At 40.9% G+C, this 14821-nt stretch carries 12 protein-coding genes; 9 read left to right on the top strand and 3 right to left on the bottom strand.

Features of this window, described 5'->3' with window-relative positions; translation table 11 throughout:
* Window positions 1-144: 144 nt before the first annotated feature.
* Complete coding sequence (locus WA338_RS09550) at window positions 145-966, top strand: UDP-2,3-diacylglucosamine diphosphatase (protein ID WP_009779610.1); 822 nt, start codon at window positions 145-147, stop codon at window positions 964-966.
* Here the strand turns inward: WA338_RS09550 and WA338_RS09545 are convergent.
* Window positions 963-3284, bottom strand: coding sequence for an ATP-dependent helicase (locus WA338_RS09545; protein ID WP_009779609.1), 2322 nt, complete (start codon window positions 3282-3284; stop codon window positions 963-965). The two genes, WA338_RS09550 and WA338_RS09545, sit on opposite strands and share 4 nt — an antisense overlap.
* A gap of 269 nt (window positions 3285-3553) precedes the next feature.
* On the opposite strand from WA338_RS09545, the gene WA338_RS09540 reads away from it, so the two are divergent.
* From WA338_RS09540 to WA338_RS09505, 8 genes are all read left to right on the top strand, one after another.
* Window positions 3554-4747: a vWA domain-containing protein gene (locus WA338_RS09540; protein WP_336093211.1), complete on the top strand. Its 1194-nt coding sequence runs from the start codon at window positions 3554-3556 to the stop codon at window positions 4745-4747.
* A 322-nt stretch (window positions 4748-5069) separates the two neighbouring features.
* Window positions 5070-5612: a DsrE family protein gene (locus WA338_RS09535; protein ID WP_336093210.1), complete on the top strand. Its 543-nt coding sequence runs from the start codon at window positions 5070-5072 to the stop codon at window positions 5610-5612.
* 16 nt (window positions 5613-5628) lie between these two features.
* Window positions 5629-6912 (top strand): amidohydrolase, encoded by a 1284-nt coding sequence (locus tag WA338_RS09530; RefSeq protein WP_336093209.1) that lies wholly within the window; start codon window positions 5629-5631, stop codon window positions 6910-6912.
* A 222-nt stretch (window positions 6913-7134) separates the two neighbouring features.
* Window positions 7135-8751 (top strand): FMN-binding glutamate synthase family protein, encoded by a 1617-nt coding sequence (locus tag WA338_RS09525; RefSeq protein WP_336093208.1) that lies wholly within the window; start codon window positions 7135-7137, stop codon window positions 8749-8751.
* A 2-nt stretch (window positions 8752-8753) separates the two neighbouring features.
* Entirely contained in the window at window positions 8754-9272 is a 519-nt protein-coding gene (locus tag WA338_RS09520; protein ID WP_336093206.1) for a DUF7935 family protein, read from the top strand.
* Window positions 9273-9283: 11 nt separating this feature from the next.
* Window positions 9284-9796: a DUF3124 domain-containing protein gene (locus tag WA338_RS09515; protein ID WP_009779603.1), complete on the top strand. Its 513-nt coding sequence runs from the start codon at window positions 9284-9286 to the stop codon at window positions 9794-9796.
* 48 nt (window positions 9797-9844) lie between these two features.
* Entirely contained in the window at window positions 9845-11302 is a 1458-nt protein-coding gene (locus tag WA338_RS09510) for a potassium/proton antiporter (RefSeq protein ID WP_336093205.1), read from the top strand.
* 66 nt (window positions 11303-11368) lie between these two features.
* Window positions 11369-11773 (top strand): hypothetical protein, encoded by a 405-nt coding sequence (locus WA338_RS09505; protein WP_336093204.1) that lies wholly within the window; start codon window positions 11369-11371, stop codon window positions 11771-11773.
* Window position 11774: 1 nt separating this feature from the next.
* Here the strand turns inward: WA338_RS09505 and WA338_RS09500 are convergent, their stop codons facing one another.
* Together WA338_RS09500 and WA338_RS09495 are read right to left on the bottom strand one after the other, a co-directional pair.
* Entirely contained in the window at window positions 11775-12698 is a 924-nt protein-coding gene (locus WA338_RS09500; RefSeq protein ID WP_009779600.1) for a patatin-like phospholipase family protein, read from the bottom strand.
* Entirely contained in the window at window positions 12698-14767 is a 2070-nt protein-coding gene (locus WA338_RS09495) for a M1 family metallopeptidase (protein ID WP_272987569.1), read from the bottom strand. The genes WA338_RS09500 and WA338_RS09495 overlap by 1 nt, the downstream gene beginning before the upstream one ends.
* Between the last annotated feature and the right edge of the window lie 54 nt (window positions 14768-14821).

Here is a 14821-nt window from a genome sequence, read left to right as displayed (position 1 = left end):
TGGCGAAAATAATGTGTTTTTGCCTAAAAGCCTTACCTAGAATGCGCTAATTGAAACTAAAAATCTTAAAAGACTAAAATTATTTAATAATCACATAAAGCTAGCGTAACAACTATGCTTGTAATTTGTTAAAAATCATATTCTTTGAAACGAAAAGTTGAACTCGTTATTCTTTCTGATGTGCATCTAGGTACTTACGGCGCGCACGCAAAAGAACTGGTAAGTTATCTACAAAGTATAAAACCTAAAACACTGGTTTTAAACGGAGATATTATCGACATCTGGCAGTTTAGAAAACGGTATTTCCCAAAATCCCATTTGCAAGTGATCAAAAAGATCATTTCGTTGGCTGCCAAGGGAACCAAAGTTTATTACATCACAGGAAATCACGACGAGAAACTGCGTAAATTCAGTCCGGTGGAATTTGGAAATATTTCTATTCTTGACAAGTTGGTTTTGAATTTAGACGGAAAAAAGGCTTGGATTTTTCACGGTGATGTGTTTGACGCTTCGATACAGCACACCAAGTGGATCGCCAAACTGGGCGGTTGGGGCTATGATTTTCTTATCATTCTCAACAGCTTTATCAATTGGTGTCTGGTAAGCTTAGGAAGACCGAAATATTCGCTATCTAAAAAAATCAAAAACAGCGTCAAAAAAGCCGTAAGCTTTATCACCGATTTTGAAGAAACCGCTGCCGAGCTCGCTATCGAGAACCATTTTGACTATGTGATCTGCGGACACATACACCAACCGCAAATGCGCAAGGTTGAAACACCACAAGGTGATTGCCTGTACCTCAATAGCGGGGATTGGATCGAAAATCTAACCGCATTAGAATATGATAAAGGCATCTGGTCTTTAATGGAATATGAAAAGCAAAACCTACCGGAAACGCAAGAGGATGAATCGGTAAATACCGAGATCGATCCTGTTGCGCTATTGGCCTCTATTAAAACTTTTTAATCCAAAATCTTCAGCTTTGCAAAACGCAACAAGAGTTTTTTAATTCCGCCGGTTTGAAATTGAATTTCTGCTTTTTGATCCTGCCCTGCTCCTTCTAGATTCAGCACCTGCCCACGACCAAAGCGGCTGTGTTCTACGTGCATTCCTTTCTGAAGTTTTCCGTTGAGTTCATCAGTTTGTGGCGCCGAAGCAGCTTGAGGGCGTAACTTTCTTAATTTACGCAGCTGCTCTTCAGAAGGTTTACCCATTATAGGCGGTGTCCCGCTCACCGGTTTTTTTAAGCGTAATTTACTCTTATCAGGTTCGCCAAAAATATCGCTATCAATCATCGGTTTGTAGCGATAGGTATCCATCGGCGTTTGGATATCTAAAAATTGCTCATCGATCTCTTCAATAAAACGGCTAGGTTCTGCATCTATAAGTTTTCCCCATCGGTATCTCGATTCGGTATACGTAAGATAGGCTTGTTTTTCTGCACGGGTTAGGGCCACATAAAACAGGCGACGCTCTTCTTCGAGTTCGCTACGCGTGTTCATACTCATTCCGCTAGGGAACAGATCTTCTTCCATCCCCACGATATATACGTATGGGAATTCTAGTCCTTTCGCCAAGTGAATCGTCATTAGCGAAACACGGTCAATATCATCAACTTCCTTATCCATATCTGTTGCCAAAGCAACATCTTCTAAGAATTCGGTTAAGCTTCCGGTAGCGTCTGCGATTTCCTTTTGCCCTTCGACAAAATCACGCATCCCGTTGAGTAATTCTTCAATATTCTCAATTCGCGCGATCCCTTCCGGTGTACCGTCTTTTTTGAGTTCTTGTAATAATCCGGTTTTACGCGCAACGGTTTCTGCAACTGCAAAAGCATCTTGATTTTCGCTCATAATTTTAAAGCTGTGAATCATATTCACAAAATTATAGAGCTTGTTTTTTGTGCTGTTGTTGATGTTGATATCCAGATGCTGAATATTCTCCATCACCTCAAAAATAGAGCGGTTGTATTGTTTAGAGGCGATCGTCAGACGATCAAGTGTGGTCGCCCCAATTCCCCGAGCCGGATAGTTGATAACCCGCTTTAATGCTTCCTCATCATTAGGATTAATCAAAATGCGCAGATACGCCAGCACATCTTTAATTTCTTTACGCTGATAGAATGATAAACCACCAAAAATACGATAGGGAATTTCACGCTTACGCAAGGCATCTTCCATCGCACGCGACTGCGCGTTAGTTCTGTACAAGATCGCAAAATCACTATGCTTGAGTTGCTGATTCATCTTGGTCTCAAAGATGTTACTTGCCACATAGCGACCTTCTTCCCCATCGGTCAAAGAGCGATGCACCACAATTTTAGGTCCGGGATCATTTGCAGTCCAAACCACCTTATCGAGTTTGGTCTGGTTGTGCTCAATCACTGAGTTTGCCGCTTCTACGATATTCTTTGTAGAGCGGTAATTTTGTTCCAGACGATATACCTGTACATCATCATAATCCCGTTGAAAATTGAGAATATTATTGATATTCGCTCCGCGGAAGGCGTAAATACTCTGTGAATCATCTCCTACCACACAAATATTTTGATAACGATCTGCAAGTGCTTTTACAATAAGATATTGTGAATGGTTCGTATCTTGGTACTCATCTACCAAAATGTATTGGAAACGCTTTTGATACTTAGCTAAAACTTCAGGAAAACGCGCCAACAATTCATTGGTACGCAGCAATAAATCATCAAAATCCATCGCTCCGGCTTTAAAGCAGCGATCCACATATTCTTTATAGATTTCTCCCAGACGTGGTTTTTTTGCCATGGCATCGGCTTCCATCAATTCAGGATTTTGAAAATAAGCCTTTACGGTGATCAAGCTATTTTTGAAAGAAGAAATACGACTATGAACCTGTTTATATTTATAAACGTCTTTATCCAGCCCCATTTCTTTGATAATCGCAGAAATAAGACGCTGCGAATCCTGAGAATCATAAATCGTAAAATTGGGTGGAAATCCAAGGTGATGTCCTTCAATACGCAAAATCTTTGCAAAAACCGAGTGAAAAGTACCCATCCACAAGTTTTTGGCTTCGCTATTTCCTACAATAGTTCCGATACGGGATTTCATCTCCCGCGCCGCTTTGTTTGTAAACGTAAGCGATAAAATATTAAATGCGTCAACCCCTTGTTGCATCAAGTGTGCAATACGCATTGTAAGTACTCTGGTCTTTCCTGAACCCGCTCCGGCAATCACCATCATCGCACCCTCTTTTTGTAAAACCGGTGCGCGTTGTGCTTCATTTAATCCTTCTAAAAGTGCCTCCAAAACAATTGATTTTTTAAGTAAATATGTACCACATCAACGATTGAAACAGCGCCAAAACGCAACTGTGGTACTAAAAGGCGAAAATTAAGGAAACTTAATTTTTTATCAGAATACGAAACCGTTTAGTTATCAAGAATTTTTCGGCTGCCAGGCTTCCATTTATTCTGTCCTAATAATTTCTGTTATCAAATTGAATTTTTAACACAGTTACACGCAACGTTTTAAAAATGCTGTATCTAATTAACAACAATCAATCAAAAATGAACATTATGAAAAAAACTTACTTTTTTCTACTTCTCCTCTTAAGTATTTCCTTGAGCTCTTGTACCGAAGATGGTGCGCTCTCCGGTACAGAAGAAGCTTCTGCTGATGATGGTTTTGCATCTTCAGATACAGGAGGCGGTTCGTCTGGCGGAAGTAGTGGTGACGGCTCACAAGACAACTCAGGAATCGTTACTGCAGGTGAATGGAATGATCTTACCAATTGGAGTTTCTGGCAAAACCTGCTCAATCAAGAAGAAGCAGATACCTTCACAACAAACTGGAAATTCAACACTGCAAATCGGTTTTCATTTCAGCTTACTGACGCAAACAATCTTCCTGCGGTAGATATTTCGGTAAGTGTGCGGCAAGGCGCAACAATCATTTGGGAAGCAAAAACCGACAATCACGGAACTGCAGAACTTTGGGTTGATCTTAAAAATAGCAGTCAAAAGGCAACTGATGTCGCTACGTATAAATTTTATATTGGTAATGAGCAGCTGTTTACATCGATCAAACCCTTTTCTGAAGGAGTCAACACTATAAAACTGAATACCAGCGCGCCGGTGTTTACCAAAGTAGATTTGGCTTTTATCGTAGATGCAACCGGGTCTATGGGAGATGAAATGGAATTTCTAAAGGATGATCTCAAGCAGGTGATTCAAAATGTAAAAAACACCAATGGGAATTTACAAATCACTACAGGAACCGTTTTTTATCGGGATGTTGGCGATGACTATGTCGTTAAAAAATCTGACTTTACTTCGAGCTTAGAAAGCACCTTAGGCTTTATAAACGAACAAAAAGCTGAAGGTGGTGGCGATTTTCCAGAAGCGGTACATACCGCATTAAAAACAGGAATTTCAGAATTGCAATGGTCAACAGAAGCGCGTAGCAGAATTGCATTTCTATTGCTTGACGCACCACCGCACCAAGAGAATCAAATTATAGACGAGCTACATAACACTATAAAAACTGCTGCTAAAAAAGGAATTAAAATCATACCTATAGTTGCAAGTGGGATCAATAAAGAAACCGAATTCTTAATGCGTAATTTCAGTATTGCAACCAATGGAACTTATGTTTTTATCACCAATGACAGCGGTGTGGGTAATGACCATCTTGAACCTACTGTTGGTGAATATGAAGTTGAATATTTAAAAGATCTAATGGTGCGATTGATCAAAAAGTATTCTGAATAATTTTTTAAGTTAGGGGATGAAAGGGTGTGTTTTTCTTTAAGTAGAAGACACACCTTTTTTATTTCAAATGAACTCGATAATCGAGATTGAATCCTTCCGAACTAACCTCGATTAAACATGTTTTACAAACGAAATTTTCGAAGGTTATCTTCGTTGTCAGACCGGCGTACTGAAGAAAATGTTCTTAAAATCAAAAGTTTCACCCTTTTCATTATCAATTTTGCATCGATTAAGCTTTTAATCGTAATAATTACAATTCGCCTCCATTTCGTTTTAGCTTCAGGCTCTTTTCAATATATTTAATCTTCGTTAAGATTTTTTCATGAACCTAAAGCGTCTCGTTTTCACCTCTATTATTTTGCTTTCAGCACTGCAATTGCAAGCTCAAAAGAAAATATCCGGGCCTTTGATTCACGAATATGGAGAGACCTTTACCGTACCTCAACCTGATCTTGAAGTAAACACTGAGGCCGAATATAAGGTTGTTTTTGACATCGCTCAAGCTCCTGAAGATCCTGCTGCATTGAATCCGTATTTCAACACCGTCGCACGCTTTTTGAATATGCATGCTTATGCTAAAGTGGATAAAGCACAACTCAAACCAGTGCTGGTCGTTCACGGCAGCGCAGCTTACGGTTTGCTGAAAAATAAATTCTACAAAGAAAAATTTGGCGTAGATAATCCTAATCTCGACTTACTGAACAAACTCCATGCACTTGATATTCCGGTGATCCTTTGTGGTCAAACCGCCGGAGCACGGGATATTTCGGTTGAAAAGCGTTGGGCAAAAACGCAAGTTGCGCTTTCAGCAATGACGGCACTTATTCACTATCAAAATCTCGATTACGCGCTAATTTCCTTTTAAATTTTAAATACTAACTATGAATAAACTACACACACTTCTTTTGCTGTCTCTAGGCGCTACTGCCTTTGCGCAGACCGCAGACCCCGAACTTATTGCAGCTGCAGAGGCTGTTGAATCTAAAGTCATCGGCTGGCGTCACGACATTCACGAGCATCCTGAATTGAGTAATCGTGAATTTGAAACCGCTGCTAAAATCACCAAACACCTCAAGTCATTAGGTATCGAGGTGCAAACCGAAGTTGCTAAAACCGGAGTGGTTGGTGTTTTAAAAGGTGATCACCCGGGAAAAGTGGTTGCCCTTCGCGCAGATATGGATGCTCTTCCCGTTACCGAAAGAAATGACCTTCCTTTTAAAAGTGAAGTTACTACTACCTTTTTAGGCTCAGAAACCGGAGTGATGCACGCCTGTGGTCACGACACACATGTTGCCATTCTTATGGGAACTGCAGAAGTTTTAGCCCAAAATAAAGACAAAATTCACGGTACGGTCAAATTCATTTTTCAACCTGCTGAAGAAGGAGCACCTCCGGGAGAAGAAGGCGGAGCTGCACTTATGATCAAAGAAGGAGTTTTAAAAAGTCCGGATGTTGATGCGATTTTTGGATTGCACATCAACAGCGCGACGCCAGTAGGAACCATCGCATATAAACCCGGTGGAACGATGGCTGCGGTTGAACGTTTTGTGGTAAACATCAAAGGAAAACAAACTCATGGTTCACAACCTTGGGGCGGTGTTGACCCTATTTATATCGCATCAAAGATCGTTGACGGATTTCAGTCGATCATCAGTAGAGAATCTAATTTGCTTGTAGAACCGGCAGTGATCACCGTTGGAAAAATCACTTCCGGGGTTCGATTTAATATTATTCCCGAAAGTGCAGAACTTATAGGTACCGTAAGAACGCTTGATCCTGATATGCGCGAATTGATCATCAAACGTATGACCGAAATGAGCGAAGGTCTCGCAAAAGCCTACGGCGGAAGCGCAACGATCGAGTTTCAGAGCAATACAGCGATCACCTATAATGACCTCGAACTTACCGCGCAAATGCTGCCTACGCTACAAGAAGTTGCGGGAGAAGAGCACGTGAAATTGGTAAAAGCAACGACCGGTGGTGAAGACTTCAGTTATTTTCAAGAAGAAGTACCCGGATTTTTCTTTTTCCTTGGTGGAATGACCCCGGGAAATACTGAAGCCTATCCGCATCATACACCAGATTTTCAAATCGATGACGACGGAATGTTACTTGGGGTAAAAACCATGTCTCAATTGGTGGTTGATTATCTTAATGCGCAGTAAGTATAGATAAGACTTTCCAATTTCTAAATACAGCCTTTTTAAAATGCTTCAACATTCTATGTTGAAGCATTTTTTTATCGAATTAGACTACCTCGGGGCAAGCTTTAGGATATTCAAGCCTTTAACGGTGTCAATAACCTAAAGAAGTTCTAAAATTTACATCTACATCACGTTAAACCCTTTGGAAATAGTAAGTTTGAAGCCTGAATTTTTATACCAGATATGAGTGCGTTTTTTACCTTTTTAAGTCAGATTCCCTGGTGGGCTTGGGTCTTGATCATTTTACTAGTGATTGGTATTCGGGATGTATTTTTCAACAAAAAACACATCATCACCCACAACTTTCCCATCGTTGGGCATATTCGCTATATGCTTGAAAGTATAGGACCAGAACTGAGACAATATATTGTTGCCAATAACCGCGAAGAACTTCCGTTTAACCGTATCGAGCGCGGCTGGATCTATGCATCTGCCAAGAATCAAAACAACTATGAAGGTTTTGGTACCGATCAAAATATCTATGAAGCCAATTACATTTTCATCAACAATGCGATGATGGGCTTCAAGGTTCCGCCGGAACATCCCAACGCCAAAAACCCCTATTTTTTGCCTTGCGCAAAAGTTATGGGAGCCTATAACAAAAGACGCAAACCGTACCGACCAGCTTCAGCAATAAACGTCTCTGCGATGAGTTTTGGATCGCTTTCCGCCAGAGCAATCGAGTCGCTTAATCGCGGCTGTAAACTTGCACACGCGTATCATAATTGTGGTGAAGGAGGTCTTTCGCCTTATCACAAAAAAGGAGCTGACGTGATTTATCAGGTTGGAACGGGTTACTTTGGCGTTCGCGACGACCACGGAAATTTTTCTATGGAAAAAATGATCGCTTTAGTTGAGGCCAATCCCGAGATAAAAGCGATCGAGATCAAACTCTCTCAGGGTGCAAAACCAGGAAAAGGTGGCGTACTTCCGGCGTCAAAGATCACCAAAGAAATTTCTGAAATACGTCACGTGCCTATGGGCAAAGATGTGATTTCGCCTGCAACACATACCGCTTTTGACGGGGTTGAAGGGCTGATTGAATTTGTGGAGCAAATCGCCGAAGCGACCGGACTTCCAGTAGGAATTAAAGCTGCTATAGGAAAACTGCAAGATTGGGAAAAGCTTGCGCAGTTGATGGTAAAAACCAACAAAGGCCCCGATTTTATTCAGGTTGATGGTGGCGAAGGAGGTACCGGAGCCGCACCACCGAGTTTTGCCGATCACGTTTCGCTACCTTGGGTATATGCCTTTAGCGATCTTTATAAAATTTTCAAGAAGCATCATCTTACAGACCGCATTGTTTTTATAGGAAGTGGAAAACTAGGTCTTCCTGCAAAAGGCGCCATGGCCTTTGCTATGGGAGCAGATGTAGTGAATGTTGCTCGTGAGGCCATGCTTTCTATTGGCTGTATTCAAGCCAAAGCCTGTCATAACAATACCTGCCCAAGTGGTGTAGCCACTCAAAACAAATGGCTGCAAGCCGGTATTAATGTTGAAGATAAAGCGGTACGAACTAACTTTTACTTTAAGAATTTCAGAAAAGAATTGCTTGAGATCACCCATGCTTGTGGCTATGAACATCCTTGCCAGTTGACAACTGAAGATGTTGACTTAACTTTAGGCGATAAAAACCTGAGTCAAACCCTCGCGGCGTGTTTTAGTTACCACAAAGTAGAAGTTCCTTTTGAAGGAATGTCTTCGCTCTTGAATTGTAATTATTTAGGCGGAGAATACGACAAAGAAACCGTAAAGCGCGAGCACAGTCAGGTAAAACAATTTGAAGATGTACGTTATTAATTATGAATGATATTTTAGAAATCTTAATTCCGGTAGCTCCAGCAGTGGTAGTTGGACTTCTCGCCTATTACTTTTTTGACGGCTTTTTAAAAAACGAGGAAAACAGAAGGCGTTTTTTGATGCATAAAGAAGCTCAAGCAGAATCGTTACCCATACGTTTACAAGCCTACGAGCGCCTCACCTTGTTTTTAGAACGTATCTCTCCGCTACAGTTGCTTATACGTGTAAAGCCAACTACCGAAGACAAAAAAGCGTATGTTGATTTATTAGCGGCTACCATCGAGCAGGAATTTGAGCACAATCTTACGCAGCAGGTCTATGTATCTAACGAATGTTGGGCCACCGTAAAATCCTCAAAAAATACCTTGATTCAACACCTGCGAAAAACCCTTGCCGATACGCAGCTAGAAACCGCTCAAGATATTCGGGAGTATATTTTAACAAATTTTGACGAGTCGCAAAACCCTACTTCTCTAGCTTTAGAGTATCTTAAGGCTGAAGTTCAAGAACTAATTGGCTAAAAAACGATGTTATGCGCAATCTACTTTTTATACTAGCTTCGGTTTTTCTTTTTAGTGCCTGCGAAAGCGAGCAAAAAGAAAGCAGCTCTATAAACCCGATCAATTGGGAAAAACGTCGCGCAACACTTCCTGAACAAGATAGCCTGCAAAAAGCAAAAACCTATTTAGGAATCTATTCTGAAATCTACAGTACTTCAGAACATCTCACTCATGATTTAACGGTAACCGTAAGCCTCCGTAACACCAGTGAAACCCAAGAACTCGTACTCACTAGCGGTTCGTATTATGACACTACCGGCAAGCTTATTCATACCTATTTTGATTTCCCTATTGCTTTAAAACCTTTAGAGACCGTAGAGATCATAATTGAAGAAGGTGATAAAACAGGAGGCACCGGCGGGAACTTTATTTTTAACTGGCTCGATGATCCCAACGTTACCGATCCTATTTTTGAAAGTATCATGATTTCAACCCGAGGAACTCAAGGACTTTCGTTTATCACACAAGGAAAGCGCATAGAATAGCTATTCTATAAAAAAATTCAATAAAGCCTTTTCTAAAACTCCCCCTATATGAATTTAACCATCGAGAATATTGTCTTCGTTGGCTCTGTCTTACTTTTGATAAGTATTATCGTAGGTAAAACTTCCTATAAATTTGGTGTACCCACGCTTATTCTATTCCTAGGAATTGGGATGATCGCGGGTTCTGATGGTATTGGCGGTATTCAATTTGACAATCCGGAAATCGCACAATTTATAGGAATTGTATCACTCAATTTCATACTCTTTTCCGGTGGCTTAGACACGCATTGGTCTTCTGTAAAACCAATTCTGCGCGAAGGACTCGCGCTGTCTACAGTTGGTGTTTTGCTCACCGCTGTATCACTAGGTTGCTTTGTATTTTATGTCACCGATTTTACCATTTACGAAAGCATGCTTCTCGGTTCGATAGTCTCTTCTACCGATGCTGCAGCGGTATTTTCGATATTACGTTCCAAAAGTTTAGCGCTCAAAACCAATTTACGCCCCACACTTGAACTGGAAAGTGGTAGTAATGACCCGATGGCCTACGTACTTACCATCGCTTTTTTAACCTTAGTCATCAATCAAGATCAAGGTTTGACTTCGGTGATCCCGATGCTTTTAACGCAAATGATCGTAGGTGGAATTGCCGGTTTCCTCTTTGGGAAACTTAGTAAAATCACCATCAATAAAATTCAGTTGGGTTTTGAAGGTTTATACCCTGTCTTGGTCATCTCGTTGATGTTCATCACCTTTTCTGCCACCGAATTCATCGGCGGAAACGGTTTTCTCGCGATCTATATTTGCGCCGTCTACCTCGGAAATCAAGACCTGATCCATAAGCAAACGATCTTAAAAATGTTTGACGGGCTGGCGTGGTTGATGCAAATCGTTTTGTTCCTTACGCTGGGCTTACTCGTATTTCCCACGCAAGTAATTCCTTATATCGGGATTGGTTTAATGATCTCTTTATTCCTCATTTTTATCGCGCGACCTGTTGGCGTTTTTATAAGTCTCGCATTTTTTAAAATGAAAATGCGCCGTAGGTTTTACATCTCTTGGGTGGGTTTACGCGGTGCAGTACCAATTGTTTTTGCGACGTATCCATTACTTGCCGGCATCGATAAAGCCAATATGATCTTTAATATCGTGTTCTTTATTTCATTGACTTCGGTGTTGATTCAAGGCACTACCCTTTCGGTGGTTGCCAAATGGCTTAAAGTTGGTTTACCGGAAGAAAGCAGTACGCAGCGCAATATGAATCACCTGATTTCAGAAATCCCGAAAACTGCGATGCGCGAGATTAAGATCAGTCAAAACTGTAAAGCTGCTGATACTAAAATCATTGACCTGGGATTTCCTAAAAATGCCATTATCGCGATGATCAAGCGCAATGATAAGTTTTTAACTCCCAAAGGTTCTACCGTGATCAATGCCGGTGACACGCTGGTGGTTTTGAGTGAAGATGAAGAAGGGCTTGATGATGTGATCAAATGCGTTAATTAATTGCCAATCCTCTCGTGCAGCACGCAACCCTTTTTTAGCTTCGGTATCTAAAAAGAAACGAAGCTTATGAAACTCCTTTGCACCCTACTTTTTGCAGGTCTACTTTTCATTTCCGGTTGTGATGCCACCTCGACTTCTGCTGAAGAAAAAAACTGTACCGAAACCAAAACTGCCTGGGTTTCTGAAGTTTCAGGAGGGTCGACTGTAGCATTGGATGACGAACTCAAACTCGTAGTTTCATTTCCTGTGAACAACGGTTGTGGACAGTTTAATCAGTTTATCGAATCTATAAATGGAAATGAAATCAGCATTGAAGTCGAAGCGATTTACGACACCTGTAGTATGTGTACGATGGATATCCCAACCCGAAACGCTGATTACATCTTTCGCCCGAAAGAAGAAGGTAGTTATATTCTAAAATTTAAAACTTCAGCAACTGAATTTATCACCAAAGAAATAACGGTAAACTAAGCTATTCGGTTTCCGGAAGTTCACGTAGTTTATTTTCCTGTGCGTGTTTGGCTTTCGCGGCAGCATAATCCCAGCCTTGTTGCCACCAATTACTCATCAATTTTTTATTAAAGATCAGGCTGTTTTCGGTAAGTTTTGACGGGGTATAATACAAATTGAGCGGTACATCTCTATTAATGGCTGCCAGTTTGCCTACAATCACATCGTGGTATTCTACCTGATCCATCAAAAACCCGAAGAGGTTCACCATCAATGAGAACGGGTTATTCCCCAGCACTTTGTTGTACTCCATATTCTCAGACTCGAGAATAATAGCATCTACTTCGGTGGCTCCACGACGTATGGCTTCACGTATGGGAACGATGCATCCAAAACCACCATCTGCATACTCAAAACCGTTTTTCTTCACCAGACTCATAAACGGAATGTAATTACAACTGATCCAGATCCATTCGCAAAAATCATCATATTCCCAATTGCGTATCGACTTGTATTCTACAGTGTTCTTGGTAAGGTTGGACACGGTTACCACCACATCTGTAGTTTGTTGCTTGATCTCCTCAAACTCGGCTCTGGAAAGATTTTTTTTGATGTTTTTAAGCAGATTTTTGCTTTCACCAAAGGTGCGCTTACGTCTTATAAATTGCCAAACCGTATTCCAGTAATTTATAGAAACGTATTCCCGATCTCCACGTTTTTTAATATTGAAAGGATTCACATTAAAAATCGTGTTTTGATTGACCTGCGTGTATACCTCGTAGGCACGTTTAATGTTGTTATTTGCCAGTTGGGAGATTAAGAGACTTCCGGTAGATGTCCCTAAAAACAAGTCATACTTATGCCCTTGCTCTTCGATCAAATGCTGGGCCACACCGCCTGCATAAGCTCCTTTACTTCCTCCTCCTGAAATAACTAGTGCACGCATCAGCCTAATTTTTCAGCTAAAAGTTGCTTTTCTTTTTCCTCAGAAATATCGAGTTTTTTCAACTCTTTTCTGTAATGTTCAATTTTTACGACCTCGTCTAATATTTGACGGCAAGTCTGTGCAAAACGCCAGTTGTGATGAAAACAAGCTTCTATGAGATTTTTTAAACTTTTGGGTTCAAAGAGCTGCAATTGATACAATTTTGTAAAGGCCTGTTCGCGGGTCTCGAAAGAATAGCGGTTTCCTGTAAAGCGCGTAAGTCTAAAAAAATGATCTCGCACATAAGCTTCTTCATAATCTAAAGTTGAAATCGCCAAGGCCAGCCAAAGGATCTCGACATTATGATTTGAAAAGCCCTGCACGCCTTTCATCTTATCTAAATATTTATGACGGTCTTTAGGAAAGGACGTCCATAAATTCATCAAAGCCAATTCCCTCGTGATGTAGGAATCATCGTTAAGCAAACGCTCATAATTTACTTTCATCGCAGCCGGCACTTTGCTCACTGTTTGCGCAATAGCCTGTCGCACCCAAGGATTATTGGTGTAAAAAGCACGCTCATAAATACGACCTGCCGCCGCTGGAGACACATCTGCAAGCTGATAAATCGCTTCAGGCCCCGAATATTTATCGGGCAAAGCCAAAAGATTGAAGAGTTTCTGAGATTTTTGACCAAAAGACAGTTTGCGTAATTCTACCGTTCTTTTATACCGTTGAATCACCGGATAATCCTCTAGCGTAGCAATGGCATCCTCATAGTTGAACGCGACCGCTCTTAACCATTTCCATTCAAATTCCTGTAAATCAGATCCGCTTGCTGCACGGGCTTCTGCCAGGAAATCTTCAGTATCTACATTACTGAATTTATGCTTTTGCAAATAACTTTTCACCGCAGTTTTAAAAGCTTCGTCTCCAATTTCTTTACGCAACATATGCAACGCCCAAGCACCTTTTTGATAAAAGGTAAGAGAGCTGGCCTTTGGATTCAAAAGACTTTCCCCATTTCCCTTATCGCTCATTTCCTTCAATTGCATCGCCGACTGAAACAGCTTCCAGGCATATACTTCTTCGCCTAAAACTTCAGCTTCTGCCAGTAACGCGTAATAGGTTGCAAAACCTTCTTGCAACCAGTGATGCGTTCCGGAGGTTTCGGTTACATAATCGCCAAACCATTGGTGCGCGAGTTCGTGCGCATTTACATTCACATAATTGCGATCTGTAAAACCAGTACGGTCTACCATGTAAGCATCACTAAAAATGGTTGCGGTGGTATTTTCCATACCGGCATAGAGAAAATCCTTTACCGGAATTTGCTTATACACAGGCCACGGATAATGAACGCCAATTTCTTCTTCTAAAAAGTCAAAAATATCATCAGAATATTTATAGGTGGTCATCACCTTTAAGGAATCTTCAGGATAATAATACAAGTCAATAGGCACTCCCGATTCTGACAAGCGTCTCTGCTTACGATAATCGCCAAGAACGACCGCTACAAGATAACTTGACATAGGTTCTGACATCTCATAATGCCAGATGAATTTATCTTCAACTTCTTCTTTCTCCTTTAAAACCCCGTTAGCGACCACCTCTTGCCCGGGATAAGCAACGATAGAAAGATCAAACTCGATCTTATCGTTCATATCGTCAATGCTTGGCAACCAGTTTGAAGTGTACTTCCCCTGCCCTTGCGTCCAGATCTGCTGAAATCCGCCATTATTTACAAAGTACAAGGCTTTGTTAGGTTTTGCGGTATACTCCAGCATTAAGTTGTAGGTCTTTCCCTTTACAAAATTCTGAGTAAAAATAATGCGGTTATCATCGGTATGGGTGGCTACGATCTTACCGTCTAAAAACGCTTCATACTTTGTGATGTTTTTGGCATCGAGATAAATAAAGTCGGCATGGTCTTTCATTGTAAATTTCACCTCCATGTCACCGCTTACGGTTCCTTCGGCAAAATTAAAATCAAGCAATGCGTATATGCGTTCAAAGTCAACCGTTTCGGTTTGTTGGGCGTATGTGGTACTTATCAAAAATGCTGCGATAAGCGAAAAAATCAATCTCATAAAATCAATCTAATGAATAGGCTGCCAAATTAAGGATTTGAATTTAAAACTGCT

The sequence above is a fragment of the Leeuwenhoekiella sp. CH_XMU1409-2 genome (assembly GCF_037029365.1).
Lineage (GTDB): Bacteria > Bacteroidota > Bacteroidia > Flavobacteriales > Flavobacteriaceae > Leeuwenhoekiella > Leeuwenhoekiella blandensis.
The sequence above is the reverse complement of the archived record's forward strand: the minus strand, read 5'-3'. Positions and strand labels throughout refer to the sequence as shown.

Coding starts and splice junctions, on each gene's coding strand:
- WA338_RS09540 (WP_336093211.1), top strand. CDS start 3,554: ATGAAAAAAACTTACTTTTTTCTACTTCTCCTCTTAAGTATTTCCTTG.
- WA338_RS09535 (WP_336093210.1), top strand. CDS start 5,070: ATGAACCTAAAGCGTCTCGTTTTCACCTCTATTATTTTGCTTTCAGCA.
- WA338_RS09530 (WP_336093209.1), top strand. CDS start 5,629: ATGAATAAACTACACACACTTCTTTTGCTGTCTCTAGGCGCTACTGCC.
- WA338_RS09525 (WP_336093208.1), top strand. CDS start 7,135: ATGAGTGCGTTTTTTACCTTTTTAAGTCAGATTCCCTGGTGGGCTTGG.
- WA338_RS09520 (WP_336093206.1), top strand. CDS start 8,754: ATGAATGATATTTTAGAAATCTTAATTCCGGTAGCTCCAGCAGTGGTA.
- WA338_RS09515 (WP_009779603.1), top strand. CDS start 9,284: ATGCGCAATCTACTTTTTATACTAGCTTCGGTTTTTCTTTTTAGTGCC.
- WA338_RS09510 (WP_336093205.1), top strand. CDS start 9,845: ATGAATTTAACCATCGAGAATATTGTCTTCGTTGGCTCTGTCTTACTT.
- WA338_RS09505 (WP_336093204.1), top strand. CDS start 11,369: ATGAAACTCCTTTGCACCCTACTTTTTGCAGGTCTACTTTTCATTTCC.
- WA338_RS09500 (WP_009779600.1), bottom strand. CDS start 12,698: ATGCGTGCACTAGTTATTTCAGGAGGAGGAAGTAAAGGAGCTTATGCA.
- WA338_RS09495 (WP_272987569.1), bottom strand. CDS start 14,767: ATGAGATTGATTTTTTCGCTTATCGCAGCATTTTTGATAAGTACCACA.